At 37.8% G+C, this 16,491-nt stretch carries 13 protein-coding genes; 5 read left to right on the top strand and 8 right to left on the bottom strand.

Annotated features, from left to right (window positions below):
• Positions 1 to 34: 34 nt before the first annotated feature.
• Positions 35 to 943, bottom strand: a complete 909-nt coding sequence (locus tag AC1FXP_RS12530) for an AraC family transcriptional regulator (protein ID WP_480061834.1) — start codon at positions 941 to 943, stop codon at positions 35 to 37.
• 412 nt (positions 944 to 1,355) lie between these two features.
• On the opposite strand from AC1FXP_RS12530, the gene AC1FXP_RS12525 reads away from it, so the two are divergent.
• Complete coding sequence (locus tag AC1FXP_RS12525; protein ID WP_480061832.1) at positions 1,356 to 2,198, top strand: nuclease-related domain-containing protein; 843 nt, start codon at positions 1,356 to 1,358, stop codon at positions 2,196 to 2,198.
• A gap of 36 nt (positions 2,199 to 2,234) precedes the next feature.
• Here AC1FXP_RS12525 and AC1FXP_RS12520 read toward each other — a convergent pair whose 3' ends face one another.
• Positions 2,235 to 2,372, bottom strand: coding sequence for a hypothetical protein (locus tag AC1FXP_RS12520; RefSeq protein ID WP_480061830.1), 138 nt, complete (start codon positions 2,370 to 2,372; stop codon positions 2,235 to 2,237).
• A gap of 932 nt (positions 2,373 to 3,304) precedes the next feature.
• Here AC1FXP_RS12520 and AC1FXP_RS12515 point away from each other — a divergent pair.
• The gene (locus AC1FXP_RS12515; RefSeq protein ID WP_480061828.1) at positions 3,305 to 4,465 is read left to right on the top strand and encodes an iron-containing alcohol dehydrogenase; all 1,161 of its coding nucleotides are present in this window, start codon (positions 3,305 to 3,307) and stop codon (positions 4,463 to 4,465) included.
• 65 nt (positions 4,466 to 4,530) lie between these two features.
• Positions 4,531 to 6,051, top strand: a complete 1,521-nt coding sequence (gene adh / locus AC1FXP_RS12510; RefSeq protein ID WP_480061826.1) for an aldehyde dehydrogenase — start codon at positions 4,531 to 4,533, stop codon at positions 6,049 to 6,051.
• A 65-nt stretch (positions 6,052 to 6,116) separates the two neighbouring features.
• On the opposite strand, the gene AC1FXP_RS12505 is transcribed toward adh, so the two are convergent.
• The 3 genes from AC1FXP_RS12505 to AC1FXP_RS12495 all read right to left on the bottom strand — a co-directional run bounded on the left by AC1FXP_RS12505 (position 6,117) and on the right by AC1FXP_RS12495 (position 10,513).
• Positions 6,117 to 7,583 (bottom strand): sigma-54-dependent transcriptional regulator, encoded by a 1,467-nt coding sequence (locus AC1FXP_RS12505; RefSeq protein WP_480061824.1) that lies wholly within the window; start codon positions 7,581 to 7,583, stop codon positions 6,117 to 6,119.
• 78 nt (positions 7,584 to 7,661) lie between these two features.
• Positions 7,662 to 9,347 carry an ATP-binding protein gene (locus AC1FXP_RS12500; RefSeq protein WP_480061822.1) on the bottom strand — a complete coding sequence of 562 codons (1,686 nt, stop codon included), beginning with the start codon at positions 9,345 to 9,347 and terminating at the stop codon, positions 7,662 to 7,664.
• 11 nt (positions 9,348 to 9,358) lie between these two features.
• Entirely contained in the window at positions 9,359 to 10,513 is a 1,155-nt protein-coding gene (locus tag AC1FXP_RS12495) for an iron-containing alcohol dehydrogenase (RefSeq protein WP_480061820.1), read from the bottom strand.
• 378 nt (positions 10,514 to 10,891) lie between these two features.
• Here AC1FXP_RS12495 and AC1FXP_RS12490 point away from each other — a divergent pair, with 378 nt between their 5' ends.
• The gene (locus AC1FXP_RS12490) at positions 10,892 to 11,752 is read left to right on the top strand and encodes a LysR family transcriptional regulator (protein ID WP_480061818.1); all 861 of its coding nucleotides are present in this window, start codon (positions 10,892 to 10,894) and stop codon (positions 11,750 to 11,752) included.
• 206 nt (positions 11,753 to 11,958) lie between these two features.
• On the top strand, positions 11,959 to 12,489 hold the full coding sequence (locus AC1FXP_RS12485; RefSeq protein ID WP_480061816.1) for an AEC family transporter: 531 nt from the start codon (positions 11,959 to 11,961) through the stop codon (positions 12,487 to 12,489).
• A 72-nt stretch (positions 12,490 to 12,561) separates the two neighbouring features.
• On the opposite strand, the gene AC1FXP_RS12480 is transcribed toward AC1FXP_RS12485, so the two are convergent.
• The 3 genes from AC1FXP_RS12480 to trhO form a co-directional block, all read right to left on the bottom strand.
• Positions 12,562 to 14,487, bottom strand: a complete 1,926-nt coding sequence (locus AC1FXP_RS12480) for a PTS mannitol transporter subunit IICBA (RefSeq protein WP_480061814.1) — start codon at positions 14,485 to 14,487, stop codon at positions 12,562 to 12,564.
• A gap of 169 nt (positions 14,488 to 14,656) precedes the next feature.
• Complete coding sequence (locus tag AC1FXP_RS12475) at positions 14,657 to 14,809, bottom strand: hypothetical protein (protein WP_480061812.1); 153 nt, start codon at positions 14,807 to 14,809, stop codon at positions 14,657 to 14,659.
• A gap of 439 nt (positions 14,810 to 15,248) precedes the next feature.
• Positions 15,249 to 16,229, bottom strand: a complete 981-nt coding sequence (gene trhO, locus AC1FXP_RS12470) for an oxygen-dependent tRNA uridine(34) hydroxylase TrhO (protein ID WP_480061811.1) — start codon at positions 16,227 to 16,229, stop codon at positions 15,249 to 15,251.
• Between the last annotated feature and the right edge of the window lie 262 nt (positions 16,230 to 16,491).

The raw sequence follows: 16,491 nt of genomic DNA, 5'->3' as shown, positions 1-16,491 counted from the left end.
AAGCCCTCCTTGATCTTAAACTCTATGGGTAAGGTTAATCTTCTTGATAAGTTGTTGTTTTTTGGCTTATATAAAGTGATCGAAAAAGGCCTGGTGAACTCCCCATTGACGAAGTAAAAACCCGAGTAAAGTAATGAACATTAGGAAAACCCGTTTGCTCTGCGATTTCTTTTATAGAAATTTCAGTTTCCTTGAGTAAGATAGCAGCTCTTCGGATTCTCTGGTTTCGAACATAATCAGAAAAACTTACACCTAACTCTGATATAAAAAGTCGAGACAAGTGTCGACTAGATATATTCAAATAATTAGCTAAATCTGCTAGTTTTATGGAATGTGATAAATTATCCTGAATAAATAATACCGCTTGATGCAAGAGTGGTGAACCTCGTTTACTAGGATTCCTCTGATCCTCTTTACCTGAATGAGGGACGAACGCTTGAAGCAATGAAAGGATAAGGGACGAAGCTATACTCCTTAGAATTCCTACAGCAAAAGCACGTTCCATCCTTGTTGCTTTTATCATCAGAGACTTCCAAAGTAACGCACTTGGGTTGTCATCTTCTACGTTAATAACGACTTTTGAACAATTAATAGCTTTTTCCATTAACTTTATCCATTCGACCCTGGATTCTGACTCTACTAATTCAAACCCAACATAGACAATCGATAATCCACTTTCACTTTTTATCTGGTGTACCACTTCCGGCTTAGAGAGGAATATCGTATTTTTATGTAACTTATAGGTACATTCATTATCTATATAAGTCCCTTCCCCATCGACAATGTAACACACTTCAAAATAGGAATGTTTATGAAGTTGATTATCATGATGCCTTGGTATAGCACCCCAATAATGAATATGAAAAGTCGCTCCATCCTGATCTAAGCTATGAACATATTTATTTAGTATGATTTTACCGGGGATTAACTGATTGAGATCCAAGGAAAGCCCTCCTTTCATCGACCTTTTCGATAAGTACCGGCACCTCTAGCATGAATTATAGCATATAGCACTGGGAAGGCTTAGTAGGATTGGGATAGAGATACTTGTTTTATGAACGACTTTTTCTATTTATTTTTTCTTTCTTTGGGCTTTCATCTCTTTTATGAATGACTTTTCCTCTTTGCTTTTGTTCCCTTTGGGTCTTCATCTCTTTTAGGAAGACTTTTCCTCTTTACTTTTACTCTAATACAGCTTTCATCCCCTCTATATTAAAAAATATCCAAAATATTCACACTATTATGTATAATAGACTTGTTAGTATTAAAAAATAAAAGGATGTGGACAATTATGCCCTTATAAATCTCGCACTGAATCGAATGAATTACTTATTCTTAGATCCTTAAACAATAGGATGAATTTATCTGACAAAGAAAAGCAGTACTATTTCTATCTTGAAAAGGGTTTTGAGGGGGAAAAAGCATTTGATTTATTAACAGAAAATCTTCAGTGTGAATGCCTTATAGTAAATGATTTGCTACTCAAACAAAATAACACTTTATTCCAAATCGACTCACTGATAATTACTCAAGAATCTGTTTACTTATTTGAAGTAAAAAATTATGAAGGTGATTATTATTACGATTCAGAAGGATTTTACAAGACCCCCAATTCTGAAATAACGAATCCCTTCAATCAACTGATTAGAAGTGAATCTTTGTTACGGCGATTATTTCAAAACCTTGGATTTAACCTCTCTATCCATGCGTCCGTCGTTTTCATCAACCCCGAATTTACATTATATCAAACACCTCTTAACATCCCATTTATTTTTCCAAGCCAAATGAATAGATATTTAAGGAAACTAAATACGACACCATCAAAGCTAAGTCCCAAACACAAGATGCTAGCTGATAAATTAGTTTCCTTGCATATTACAGACTCTCCCTTTAAAATCCTACCAACTTATGATTATGACCTACTTAAAAAAGGAATTACTTGTACCAAGTGCACCTCATTCTCAATTGCCATCGACGGAAGAAAATGTGTTTGTAAAGAATGTTGGCATGAAGAAGCAGTTACAGGCGCCGTACTGCGAAGTGCAAAAGAGTATAAACTTCTATTCCCTAATCGAAGAATTACAACAAACGAAATGTATAATTGGTGTAAGGCCATAGACTCCAAAAGGAGAATTAGTAAAATTCTACAGAGAAATTTTAAGAGAGTTGGTGTTCGGCAATGGACTTATTATGAATAAGAAACTCTCATAACAGCGATCTTTTTAAGCATAGTTCTATGACGAACCTTTCCTTCTTTCTATTGCTGTCTTTATGCCTTCATTACCTCTATGATGACCTTTTCTCGATTCTATTTCTTCATTTGGGTCTTCATCGCCTTTTTGATGACCTTTTCCCCCTTTCGTTTGTAGCATTTATGTCATCATTACCTCTATGACGTCCTTTTCTCGTTTCATTTTCCAGCATTCGGGTCTTCATCAGCTGCTCCTCTTAATCCCACATTCTTTTGCTAAATTATAGGTAATGCCAGACACTTATCGAATTCGACAGTGTCTGGCGAGCCTCTAACCTCTTAAACCAATCTACACTTTCTGAAATTCATGGATCATCACGAATTCATGAAACAGAGTGGTTTAAGTAATAATGGTAATTCGGAATTCCAATCAGTCAGCTTGTTTTTCAGCATAATCTACTTAGGTTTACGGTACAAATCATTGTCATGATTTTTCAAAATCTCCTTACCTTCACATATGATTTATTCAAATGCTGTATCGGCCGAAAAAAAAGGATTTCATGCAATAGGACTCTTTCTAAAAAATCCCGTTATTTATGCCTTCTTGCTTAGCTTTTTCATCCCCTTCCCTTCTATCAATACACTTTTTCACATACATGGAACTTCCCTACGCAACCGTTATTCCGTGAGTCAAGCTCGAAAACGTATTTCCCCACTGCACATTTACATTCAATTCTAACGTTAGATCGACTGGAAACGGCGCTAGTTTGCACATTGGAAAGCAACGTTTTCGTTGTTACATTCGTTGCAATAAAACGGTCCTTTTCCACGAAACAATGACGATTACTAAACCGTCACTTGGCTAAACGAGACAAAACATCGTCAAATCTAGCCGGAAATTCGGCATTTTTTTCAGCTTAATCATTGTTTTTTCATGCCTAACAAAAAAAGCTCTACTCTAAATTGACCTATTATAACTATGAAAATAGGTAATAAATCAAGATTTACTAAGTATCTATCGGTCTTATCAATTTTTATAAAACGCTTTTCCAAAAAAGTTGGCACAACAATTGCAATATGGTTAGTGTATTTAATTTTAAGGGGGAATTTAAAATGACTCACGAACAAGTATATGGATTCTTTATTCCAAGTGTAAATCTAATGGGAATTGGGGCTGTTAAAGAAGCAGGTCCTCGAGTGAAAAACTTAGGTTGCAAAAAAGCGTTAATTGTAACTGACGAAGGTTTATTGCAATTGGGTGTTGCCGATGGCGTCGCTAAACTTATTCGTGAAGCTGGAGTGGAAGTAGAAATTTTCTCTGGTGCTGAGCCGAATCCAACAGATTTAAATGTTGAAGAAGGTTTACGCATTTATCAACAAAAGGGATGCGATACGATTGTTTCACTCGGTGGCGGAAGCTCTCACGATTGTGCGAAAGGTATTGGTCTGGTTGCTGCAAATGGTGGGCGAATCCATGATTACGAAGGAGTGGATCAGTCAGCTTCACCGATGCCGCCACTTATTGCTATTAATACAACTTCAGGTACTGCAAGTGAAATGACTCGCTTTTGTATTATTACTGACACAGAGAGAAAAGTAAAGATGGCTATTGTCGATAAACATACGACTCCTACCATTTCGATCAATGATCCCATTTTAACTGTAAAGAAACCCAAGGGATTAACTGCGGCTACTGGAGTCGATGCACTTACTCATGCAATTGAAGCTTATGTTTCTACAAATTCAACACCAATCACCGATGCTTGTGCAATACAAGCGATGAAAATCATTAGCAAGAATCTTCGAGCAGCAGTTGCCAACGGAGAAGATGTAGAGGCCAGAAATCAAATGTCTTATGCACAATTTTTAGCTGGAATGGCATTTAATAATGCTTCATTAGGATATGTGCATGCGATCGCACACCAATTTGGCGGGATTTATAACTTACCTCATGGTGTGTGTAATGCTATTCTCTTGCCACATGTTGAACGATATAACTTAATTGCAAAACCAGAACGCTTTGTTGAGATCGCAGTTGCTTTAGGTGAAAATGTAAGCGGTTTATCTACGAGGGAAGCTGCTGAAAAAGCAATTACAGCAATTGAGACTTTAACCAAAGATGTTGGAATTCCTACTGGATTTGCACAACTAGGTGCTAAAGAAGAAGATATTCCGTTACTTGCTGAAAATGCAATGAGAGATGCTTGTGCATTAACGAACCCTCGCAAAGCAACATTGGATGAATTACAAGAAATCATTCGTGCTTCTTTTTAATCAATCGTACTCACTAGGATGGGTCAGTCCATCCTAATTTTCTATAGCTGATGGAGGGAATAACTATGATCTATGCAAATCCAGGAGAAATAAATTCAAAAGTTACATTTAAAAAACGTTACGATAATTATATTAACGGTGAGTGGACAGCCCCTATAAACCAGCAATACTTTGAAAATAAGACTCCAGTTACAGGAAATGTTTTTTGTGAAGTGGCCCGTTCTTCTGCGGCAGATATTGACCTTGCACTCGATGCAGCTCATGCTGCTAAGGAAAGCTGGGGAAAGACGTCCCCCGCTGAACGAGCCAATATTTTAAATAAAATTGCAGATCGTATGGAAGAAAATCTAGAAATGCTAGCAGTTGCCGAAACATGGGAAAATGGAAAAGCCGTTCGTGAAACGATTAATGCAGATATCCCCCTTGCTATTGATCACTTCCGTTATTTTGCAGGAGTTGTTCGAAGTCAAGAAGGAAGCCTTTCGCAAATAGATAACGACACGGTTGCGTATCATTTCCATGAACCACTTGGCGTCGTTGGGCAAATTATTCCTTGGAACTTCCCTATTTTAATGGCAGTCTGGAAACTAGCTCCGGCTTTAGCAGCTGGAAACTGTGTTGTTTTAAAGCCAGCCGAGCAAACTCCGGTTTCGATTTTAGTTCTTATCGAGTTAATCAGTGATCTTCTTCCAAAAGGAGTTGTCAATATTGTCAACGGATTTGGCGTTGAAGCTGGTAAGCCACTTGCCTCTAGTGACCGAATTGCCAAAATCGCGTTTACAGGTGAAACAACGACTGGACGTTTAATAATGCAATATGCTTCAGATAACATTATTCCTGTCACACTCGAGTTAGGGGGGAAATCTCCGAACATCTTCTTCCCTGATATTATGGAAAAAGACGATGCATTCTTTAATAAAGCGATTGAAGGCTTCGTGATGTTTGCCTTAAACCAAGGGGAAGTGTGTACATGCCCTTCTCGCGCGCTCGTACATGAGTCGATTTATGAGCCTTTTATGGAGCGCGTTCTTCAACGTGTCGAATCCATCAAAACAGGGAACCCTCTTGATACTAATACAATGATGGGTGCTCAAGCCTCCGAAGAGCAACTAGAGAAAATCCTTTCTTATTTAGAAATCGGTAAACAAGATGGGGCCCAGTGCTTAATTGGTGGTGAGCGAAACGAACTTGGGAACGAATTTGAAAATGGCTACTATATCAAACCAACTGTGTTTAAAGGGGACAATCGTATGCGGATTTTCCAAGAAGAAATTTTCGGACCTGTTGTTGCCGTTACAACCTTTCAAGATGTAGAGGAAGCACTTGCAATTGCTAATGACTCATTATATGGCCTAGGAGCCGGTGTATGGTCTCGTAACATTAACACTGCGTATCGATTTGGTCGGAATATTCAAGCGGGGCGCGTCTGGACAAATTGTTACCATGCGTACCCTGCTCATGCCGCATTTGGTGGATACAAACAATCAGGAATCGGTCGTGAAAACCACAAAATGATGCTTAGTCATTACCAGCAAACGAAGAACTTGCTTGTCAGCTACAGCGAGGATTCATTAGGGTTCTTTTAATAGCGTAGAGAAACTATCTGCTTCTAAAATCGTACCTAACTAAATAATAAAATGAAAAAGGACATTTATGTTTGTCCTTTTTCATTTAATAGATAACGTAATTTTCTTACACTAATATTAAGCTTTTTCGATGCTTCTTTTCGATTACCTAATGTCTCACGGAGCGCCTTAAAAATAAATGCCTTTTCAACGATTCCCTCTAAACTTCTTAGGTTTTCTTTTACTTTTTCTAAATCAAGCTCATTTTGTTCTTCTAGGAGATGAATCATTTCTGCATTCCACCGATCTAAATACCTCTCAAATTCGGATTTAGAAAAATCTTTAACAACAGGCTGATGTTCTAGCTCCATCATTTCTTTTTGGACTGGAAGAGTGTGTTTAGACTCCGTTATACTATTTGGCAGGTAATTAGGCGTTATTAGTGTTGTCTCCCCTTCTGCCAAAGCAGCCGCTCTTGTAACAACATTTGACAGTTCTCTAATATTCCCTGGCCAATCATAGTTTTCCATTATGGAGATCGTTTCGTTTGTAAATTCCATTCCAGGATACTGTTCAAGTAACTTATTAATAAAAAGCGGGACATCTTCTTTCCTTTCTCGTAAAGGAGGGATCTGTAATTTCACAACATCTAATCGATACAGTAAGTCTTCTCGAAACAAACGATTGCGAACCGCTTCATATAAGTCCGCATGCGATGCCGCGATAATTCTAGCATTTGTTTTTAACGTATGTTCACTACCAACTCTCATAAATTCCCGTGTTTCTAACACTCTCAATAGTTTCACTTGAATGGCTGGCGAAGCTTCTGCAATTTCATCTAAGAAAAGGGTTCCATTGCTCGCAATTTCAAACAAACCTTTCCTAAGTTGATTCGCTCCACTAAAAGCCCCTTTCTCATGTCCAAATAATTCACTTTCCAATAAGGTTTCAGTTAGAGCTCCGCAGTTCAACCCAATAAACGAATGTTTAGCGCGGCTACTCGATTCATGAATAAAACGGGCCAATACTTCCTTACCGGTACCTGTCTCCCCTTCAATTAAAATATTAATATTTTTACTCGCAAATTTATAAGCCATCTTCAGCATCGTTTTCATCGAAGAAGAGTTACCCGTAACCATTCCAATATTTCGGGCTACTTTATCTATTTCTTCGTCTAAAAAGGTACCTGGTACATGCAATAAATTGTCCACATGCTTTTCAAGTTTATCAATATCATCAAATGGTTTTTCAATATAATCGTTCGCCCCATTTTTTATCGCATCCACTGCCGTTTTTACTGTACTATAGCCTGTCATAATAATCACTTTACAAGATGGCTGTTTAGTTTTAATCAGTTGTAATACGTGCAATCCATTCGTATCAGGCATTTTTAAATCAACCATGGCTAAATGAAACTCGTTTTGATCAATATGGGCGACCACTTCACGGAGCGTTCTGGCTACACACACTTCATAACCTCTTTTCGTAAACAAGTAACTTAAAAAATTTCCAATTTCAATTTCATCATCTACGATTAGTAATTTCGTCGTCATTTAACCATTCCTTTATTTAGGTCATGTTCAAAGTTTTCATTCCTTTGCCTATTCGTACACACAAAAGGAAAATCCGTATCAGTCTATTACATCCTCCGTCTCAGTACCTTTAATAGGTATTAATAACATAAACGTACTTCCCTTCCCCTTTTTACTTTTTACTTCGATCGCCCCTCCGTGTTCCTTTGCAATCCCTAAACTGACTGATAACCCTAAACCGGTCCCGTTCATTCTATCCTTTGTCGTATAAAAAGGTCGAAAAATTTCGGTAATTTCCTTCGTACTAATCCCAACCCCATTATCCTCAACAGACATAAAAACATATTTTTCATTTTCGCTTTCCTTGGTGCCTGTTCTAACAATAATTTCTTTTTGTAAATGATCACATTCATCAAGAGCATCTCTAGCATTTAGTAGAAAATTGATCACTATTTGCTCAACCTGTTGTAAGTTGCCTGAAATCATTGGGATCTCTGGATCGAGATCTAGACGTAACGATATACATTGCCTTTCTATTTGATAGCTAATTAAGCTTAACACTTGTTCAACTGCTTTATTTAACGAACATTGTTCAAATTCATATTCATCCTGTCTCGAAAACGTCAATAAATTGCGGATAATATTTTTACTGCGAATCCCGCAATTATGAATATCTTTTAATAATTTGCAGGTCGGATCTTTTTGATTAAAATCTCTTAATAGTAATTGACTATTCCCTATAATAGCAGTTAAAGGACTATTAAGTTCATGGGCCACTCCTGCTGCCATTTCACCAATTGCTGCGAGTTTTCCAGAATGCATTAATTGTGCTTCTGTATACAACTTTTTAGTTACATCTTTTAAATAAATAATGACACCATACATTTCTTTCTTTTCATTAAAAACTGGATAAGTATAAATATCACAAATCCGTTCGTTATCTAACCTCGACTGGCGAAAAGCCGTCTTTTTGGTTCGATAACTTTCTGTCAATGGACAATCAATTGGGTCTTTATAATGAATTACTTCATCCGTCTTTCTTCCATATAATTGATCTTCACTAAGTTTGAAAAAAAGTTTCACTGGATCATTAAAACGAATAATTCTATAATCTAAATCTACGAAAACGAGTAAGTCTTGTACAGCACGAAACGTTTCTTCCCACTCTTTTTTCCCATTTAATACCTCATTATATAAGGATGAATTTTCCATACAAACAGCCATTTGGTCAGCTAATTGTTCAAGAAAAAAAAAGTCGTCATTCGGATAATCAATCTTCGTTTTACTACCTAAAGCCAATACTCCTATCACCTGGTTCTTTCTGTATAAAGGCAAACATAAGATGGTTTCAATTCCTAATGACTTCATTGTATTCTTCTCAACATCTGATAATTGACCAAAGGTTTCATAAGCATCATTGATCAGAACCTTTTTTTCTGTTGCCGCACGGTAATAAAGTGAATTTTCTTTTGGGAGGACTTCCTCCACTTTCAAGAAGAACGAGTCTCTTGGATATACATTCTTTAACACTAGTTGTTCACTTTTGTAGATGGAAAGACTAATTCGATCAAATTTGTAAAGCTTTACAAGCTTATCCATAATGTTTTTCAGCATTTCATCCATCGTCATATCAATCGTAAAACTTTTTGTGACTTCATTAATGATTTCTAGTTTCATATTCTTTTTTTCTAGTTGTTCAATCATTTTCTTTAATTCAGTATAGTAGCTTTTCTTTGACGACTTGACTCCTGTTAACCTCTCAATCATGAGCTGTTTTTGATTCATTCCAATCTCTCCTACATCGCTCGTGAGAAAATATTCTTAATATCATGTGTTGTTATATCACGAGGATTCGTAATCATGCATGCATCTTCAATTGCAGTAAGTGCCATTTCGTTAATACTTTCTTCGTCTGGATCCATCAAATTTAAATCTGAAAAATGTTGTGGTGCCCCTACTTCCTTAACTAACTGCCGAACAACCTCAATACCTTTATATCCTGCTTCATTAGGCTGCAGTGATCTCGTGTCTACCCCTAGTAACTCCGCAATCTCAACATACCTTTCTGGCTTAGCAATGAGATTAAAATCCATAACATGTGGTAAAAGTATCGAATTTACTTCCCCGTGTGATAAATCGTATCTCCCGCCAACGGCATGTGAAATGGCGTGAACAGCACCTAAAATAGCATTGGAAAAAGCTAAACCAGCTTGAAGACTGGCCATCGCCATAGCATCTTTCGCCTCTTCATTCGATCTTGAAGCAACAGACGGCCTTAAAAATTTACCAACTAATTGAATCGCATTCTTTGCCTGTACATCTGTCAGAGATGTAGCCGCTATGCTCACATATGCCTCAATCGCATGAGTTAACACATCTAACCCTGTTGTTGCAGTTAATCTCGCATCTTTAGTCGATAAAGTAAGTGGATCAGTAATTGAAATATCAGGAATGAGCGACTTAGAGATGATCGTCATTTTCTTTTTCTTTTCCGAATCGACAATAACTGAAAATTGAGAAACATCAGAACCTGATCCAGCTGTAGTCGAAGCCATGATCATTGGTGGCAATGGCGCAAACAACTTATCTACACCCTCATAGTCATTGATCTTCCCTCCATTTGTAGCAACAACCGCTATTGCCTTTGCAACATCAAGGACACTTCCGCCACCAATTCCAAGTACTGCGTCACAGTCCGTTTCTTCAAATACTTGAGCTCCGAGTGTAACCTCAAAGTCCTTTGGGTTAGTTGTTAAATTAAAAAAAGTTGAATACTCTAGTCCAGCACTCAGACAATTTTGAGCCACGCTTTCAACCCATCCAGCATCACACACACCTTTATCACTTACTATTAACACTTTCTTGGCACCTAAACGTAAAAAGCTCTCCCCAACTTGTTCAAGTGCCCCCTTGCCAAAAATAATCTCTGGAGACATAAACTTTTTAATCATCTATCATCAACTACCTATCTTATAATCTGTCTTTTTGTAATCGTTTCCAATAATTTTACTATAAAAGTGTTCTTTTATAAACAATATTTCAGAGTTTGTCACGTCTTCACCCACACTTATGAATCTAGACTCAAGAATTAATTGCATGTTTTATCTTAATCAAATATTAAAACCCGACTTTGTTAATTTCATCCACATCTATCTCTCTTATTATCAAATCTGAACTTTCACCAAATAATCAGGAAATAATACTTAAATTTTCAATTAAAGTCTCCATATGAATTCCCCCCTCTATATACACTCTATGTAAAAAAGCGTTATAATTTGATAGAGTAAAATTTGAGAAATCGGAAAAACAGTATTACCGGAGGAAGAAAAATGGATGAACGGGATTGGCTCATTTTAATGAAGCTATATGAAAAGAAGAACATTACGAAAACGGCTCAAAGTCTATATATCTCACAACCGACATTAACGAAACGAATTCAACAAATCGAGAAAGAATACAATACAGCAATCATTAATCGCGGTACAAAAGGAGTTCATTTTACCCCTCAGGGTGAGTATTTGGCTAAATGTGCAGAGGAGATGCTTGTGCGTTTTCAAAGCATTAAAGAAACGGTCCTAAATATGGAGGAAGAGGTTAGCGGTACCTTGCGTTTAGGCGTCTCAAATTACATAGCGACACACATGCTCCCACGCCTATTAGGCCAGTTTCAAGAACAGTTTCCGAACGTGAGTTACAAGGTGACAACAGGATGGAGTCAAGAAGTGTTTCATCAAGTCTATCAGCGCGATGTGCAAATTGGGATTGTACGTGGGGACTATCAGTGGCCCGGACCAAAACTCCTGCTTTTTGAAGAAAACATTTGTATTGCTTCAAAAAACAAGATTGAACTTCACGATTTACCCTCGCTACCGAGGATCGACTATAAAACGGACACCCTGCTTTTGCAAACCATAGATCAGTGGTGGAGTCGAACTTTTTCACAGCCCCCATTCATTGGGATGGAGGTCGATAAAGGGATTACCTGTAAAGAAATGGTGCTGAACGGGCTAGGCTACGGGATTCTTCCTAGTGCGCTCGTCGATGATCATCCCGACCTTTATAAAATTGACCTAACAGATGAACAAAGCAACCCATTAGTTAGAAAAACATGGATGTTCTATCACGAGGACTCTTTAAAGATGAAGGTAATGAAAGAATTTGTCCTCTTTGTTGAACGATTGAATTTTTAGCCCCCAAATCTGTATCTTTTTGGACAACATCGAAGCAATAAGCGCATTCGCTATATGCCTTGAGAGGAGGGGGTGTCTCCTCCCAAGGCACGCACATTTGTAGTCAGTCCCCTTGTTTTGCCCGAAGCATTCCTTTTTTGCATAGCGCTTCATAGATAAATTGAATTTTACGAACGACTCATTCATTTATAAGCTTTAAATAAGGAGTGATCGTTCATGGACGTTTTAGCAGTGATTGTTGTCAATGTGATGTTGCCCATTTTCTCACTTATAGCAGTTGGTGCATTGGACTCTTTCTAAAAAATCCTGTTATTTATGCCTTTTTGCTAGCGGTTGTCTTGCAAACCTTTGCGATTACTATTCCAAGCTATTTGTGGACACCGATTGAAAACATTGCGAATGCGTTTCTTGCTATCGCCCTTATTACACTTGGAGCGCAAAGTGCCTTTATTAAGATTTATCGATTTTCAAAGCCTTTAATTTTGAGTTTAATAGGACGTCTTATTATATCGCCTTGTATTGGGCTCATCGCGATTATCATGCTAAATCTTGAAGGAACGACAGCACAAGCATTATTTATCGCAAGTGCTTTTCCTACTTCTAGAAACAGCTCAATTTTTGCATTAGAGTACGGCAATCACCCAGAATACGCGGCACAAACAGTTTTAGTGTCCACTGTGTTTAGTATGGTCACGGTGACAAGCGTCGTTTATTTAGCGAAGATCTTTTTTCCATGATTGCTCTACTGTAACATTCTTCCAAGAGCAAAAGCAGAATAGAAAGGCAGGAGAACCCGCCTTTGCCTTAGATCATTTACTATTAATGATATCCTTTAGTTCTGCAGCAGTTTTGGCTTGTACCATTTGATCAACATTTGCTTGTTCGGAACAAATCACAGCAATACCTGAAAGGATCTCTAAGTGTGTATTATCTTTTCCGGCAATTCCGAAGATTAATTTTGTTGTTTCTCCGTTAAATTCTACCCCATTTGGTACATGAACAACTGTAAAACCTGATTTGATGACTGCTTTCTTAGCTTCTTCTGTGCCATGTGGAATAGCTACATTATTCCCCATATAAGTAGATGTGATCTCTTCACGTTCAATCATTGCATCTACATAGCTCTCCTCAACATAACCAGCTTTTACTAACGCTGTTCCAGCAAAACGGATTGCTTCTTCTTTTGTTTTGAATTCTTTACCGATAAAGATGTTTTCTTCTAGTAACAAATCATCATCTTCAGCCATATTAGGCTCTACGCCTACAGCATCTTTCTCAGATTCTTCAACAAGCTCTGCCTGTTCTTCTGTTACTCCATTTTGCAAGCTTGCAATTAGCTTATCGTATTCGGGACTTGATAAAAAGTTATCAACTGAGATGTGATAAGCACTTGGCAGCTTGTTCTGCGCTCGAGGCGTCAATTCTTCCTGCGTAATAACAACTTGAGCATCAGCTGGTATATTACTTATCGCTGTATTTGTTACTGATACATCTAGGCCAGCTTCTTTCACTTTCTTTTTCAGAAGTGAAGCCCCCATCGCACTTGATCCCATTCCTGCGTCACAAGCAAAAACGATCTTGTTAACATCTTCAGGCAAAACACCTTTATTTGCTGGAGCTTTTCCTGTTACATTCCCTGCAACTGAACTTTTCTTACCTTTCATTTGCTCCATTTTCTTTGTAGCTTCATTAATATCTTCTTCTGTTTGTTTGCCTGTTTTAAGTACGATAGCAGAAGTAATGAAGGAAACAACTGTCGCTGCGATCACTGCTGCGAAGTTAGCTACATACACCATTCCCTCTGGTGGAGTAACAGCGGTTATCGCTATAATACTACCCGGAGATGCTGGTGCAACTAGGCCTCCCCCTAGAAGTACAAGAGTAAATACGCCACTCATTCCACCAAGGATAACAGAAATAATTAGCATTGGTTTCATCAACACATACGGGAAGTAAATCTCGTGTATCCCACCAAGGAAATGAATAATTGCTGCTCCCGGTGCGGATTGTTTTGCCGTTCCTCTTCCAAACAATAAATATGCTAATAACACACCAAGACCCGGCCCTGGGTTTGCTTCAAGCAGGAAGAGAATCGAACGACCGGCATATTGAACCTGTTCTAGACCGATTGGTGTCATAACACCATGGTTTATCGCGTTATTTAAAAACAAAATTTTAGCAGGTTCAATTAAAATACTTGTTAAAGGAAGTAATCCCGCAACCACTAACCAGTCAACACCTGCTACTAGTACTTGTGTAAAAGATTGGACTAAAGGACCTATACCTAAGAATGCAAGAATAGCAATAATTCCACCAATAATACCAGCAGAGAAATTGTTAACAAGCATCTCAAATCCAGATCTAATTTTCCCATCGATTGCTTGGTCAAACTTCTTAATAATGTATGACGCAAGAGGGCCCATAACCATGGCACCTAAGAACATTGGAGTATCAGGAGCACCAACGATCACACCTATCGTAGCAATCGCACCTACAACCCCACCACGCTGATCATGAACCAATTTACCTCCTGTGTAACCAATTAATAGAGGTAATAAATAAGTAACCATAGGTCCAACTAATTGGGCGAGGTTTTCATTTGGAAAAAAACCAGTAGGAATGAATAATGCCGTAATCAATCCCCAGGCTATAAAAGCACCAATGTTAGGCAATACCATAGAACTAAGGAAGTTACCGAATTTCTGAACTGCAACTTTAATATTTGATTGAGCCATTCTTTTCTTCCTTTCAGTAAATTTATAAGATTTTAACCAAATGATAATTATTGATTGCCAATGAAAACGATCTTTGTCATAGTTAGATGACAAACCTATTGTTTCTCAATTTGCCACTGTTATACTAGACAAAAATATAGGTATACGTCCAACAAAATCGTGGGATTCTTTATGAAAGACTTTTTCTAATTGGCGTCGGTCTTAAATGGTCTTCACACTCTCTACTTGATGCACTCCTCCGTTTCGATTCACTGTCAATTCGGGCTTCATCCGCTGCATGAAGCACTTTTCCTATTCGATTCGCTTTCGATTCGGGCTTCATCCTCTACATGAAGCTCTCTTCCTAATCGATTCACAGTCAATTCGGACTTCATCCTCTACATGATGCACTCTTCCTATTCGATTTACTTTCAATTCGGGCTTCATCCACCGCATGATGCACTCTTCCTATTCGATTTACTTTCAATTCGGGCTTCATCCGCTTGCATGTTGCACTTTTTCTATTCGATCCGCTTTCGATTCGGGCTTCATCCTCTACATGATGCACTCTTCCGTTTCCATTCGGGCTTCACCCTCTACATAAAGCACTCTCCCTTTTCACTTCACTTTCAAAACTAAAAATAATTACCAATTAATAGGTAAAAAAGTTAGAGAATCGAACAGTCCTTCTATTTCAAAGGCTAACCTAACAACAAACGAGGGCGTTTATACAACAAAAAAACGCATGAGATTTTCAATTACGAAAATTCATGCGTCACGTGTTATGAAAGGACTTCTTGTTCCTTTTTTTCTAATTCCTCACCTAGTAGAGAAAGTCTATCTTTTACTTGCTCATCAGACAAATTGTGCTCTTCTACGTAGCGATTTCTTGAATGCACTCTACACTCATGTGTACAACCACGTAGATATTTATGTTCATTCACTTCTGAACATAGGATTTTTTTATTACATTCGGGATTACCGCAGTTTACATATCGTTCACACGGTTCCCCTGTAAAGTGATCTTTTCCAACTATGACGTGTTCGGTTTGATTAACAGGGACACTTATGCGCTCATCAAATACATAACACTGCCCATCCCACAATTTCCCCTGAACTTCAGAGTCTTTTCCGTACGTAACAATCCCTCCGTGTAATTGAGAGACATCCTCAAAGCCTTCTTTCACTAACCATCCAGAAAACTTTTCACAGCGAATCCCGCCGGTACAATAAGTTAAAATCTTTTTCCCCTCGAACTTTTCTCTATTTTCTTTAATCCAATCAGGAAGTTCGCGGAAGTTCGTTATTTCTGGTTTAATCGCTCCACGGAAGTGTCCTAGATCATATTCGTAATCATTTCTAGCATCAATGACGATTGTTACTGGATCTTGCATAGCTTCATAGAATTCTGAAGGCTTTAAATATTTTCCCGTTGTTTCAAGCGGATTAACGTCATCCTCTAATCGCAGTGTAACAAGCTCTTCACGATGTCTAACGTGCATCTTTTTAAACGCATGCGAATCAGCTTCATCCACTTTAAACACCATATCAGCAAAACGTGAATCAGCCTTCATTGATTGCATATATTTTTCAGTTTGTTCAATCGTGCCTGATACAGTCCCATTTATTCCTTCTGCCGCTACAAGGATTCTTCCTTTAAGATCTAAGCTTTTACAGAACTCTAAATGATCTGATGCGAACGTCTCTGAATCTTCAATCGGTACATACATGTAGTAAAGTAACACTCTATATGAATGGTTCATTTTATTCTCACCTATACTTTCTATATTTACTACCTTTCTATAATCCCTTTCCCAGGAAGGGTACAATATGAAAAGAATAGTTGCTAAAACAACTATTCGCCATGAAATATTCGTCTGTAAGTTACGCCAAGAAACTTTTTATACATAAAAGTATAAAAAACACTTCTTAATTACATCATATATCCGTGAAAAAAGCAAATAAATTTACAATTGATTGTGAGGTAATTAAACAAAAAGAAACCCCATTAAACAGATTACTTTA

The sequence above is a fragment of the Halalkalibacter sp. HAAS-P013 genome, from assembly GCF_056619925.1.
Note: the sequence above shows the minus strand (reverse complement) of the source record. Positions and strands in the feature narration are given on the sequence as shown.

Coding starts and splice junctions, on each gene's coding strand:
- AC1FXP_RS12525 (WP_480061832.1), top strand. CDS start 1,356: ATGAATTTATCTGACAAAGAAAAGCAGTACTATTTCTATCTTGAAAAG.
- AC1FXP_RS12520 (WP_480061830.1), bottom strand. CDS start 2,372: ATGCTACAAACGAAAGGGGGAAAAGGTCATCAAAAAGGCGATGAAGAC.
- AC1FXP_RS12515 (WP_480061828.1), top strand. CDS start 3,305: ATGACTCACGAACAAGTATATGGATTCTTTATTCCAAGTGTAAATCTA.
- adh (WP_480061826.1), top strand. CDS start 4,531: ATGATCTATGCAAATCCAGGAGAAATAAATTCAAAAGTTACATTTAAA.
- AC1FXP_RS12505 (WP_480061824.1), bottom strand. CDS start 7,583: ATGACGACGAAATTACTAATCGTAGATGATGAAATTGAAATTGGAAAT.
- AC1FXP_RS12500 (WP_480061822.1), bottom strand. CDS start 9,347: ATGAATCAAAAACAGCTCATGATTGAGAGGTTAACAGGAGTCAAGTCG.
- AC1FXP_RS12495 (WP_480061820.1), bottom strand. CDS start 10,513: ATGATTAAAAAGTTTATGTCTCCAGAGATTATTTTTGGCAAGGGGGCA.
- AC1FXP_RS12490 (WP_480061818.1), top strand. CDS start 10,892: ATGGATGAACGGGATTGGCTCATTTTAATGAAGCTATATGAAAAGAAG.
- AC1FXP_RS12480 (WP_480061814.1), bottom strand. CDS start 14,487: ATGGCTCAATCAAATATTAAAGTTGCAGTTCAGAAATTCGGTAACTTC.
- AC1FXP_RS12475 (WP_480061812.1), bottom strand. CDS start 14,809: ATGAAGCCCGAATCGAAAGCGAATCGAATAGGAAAAGTGCTTCATGCA.
- trhO (WP_480061811.1), bottom strand. CDS start 16,229: ATGAACCATTCATATAGAGTGTTACTTTACTACATGTATGTACCGATT.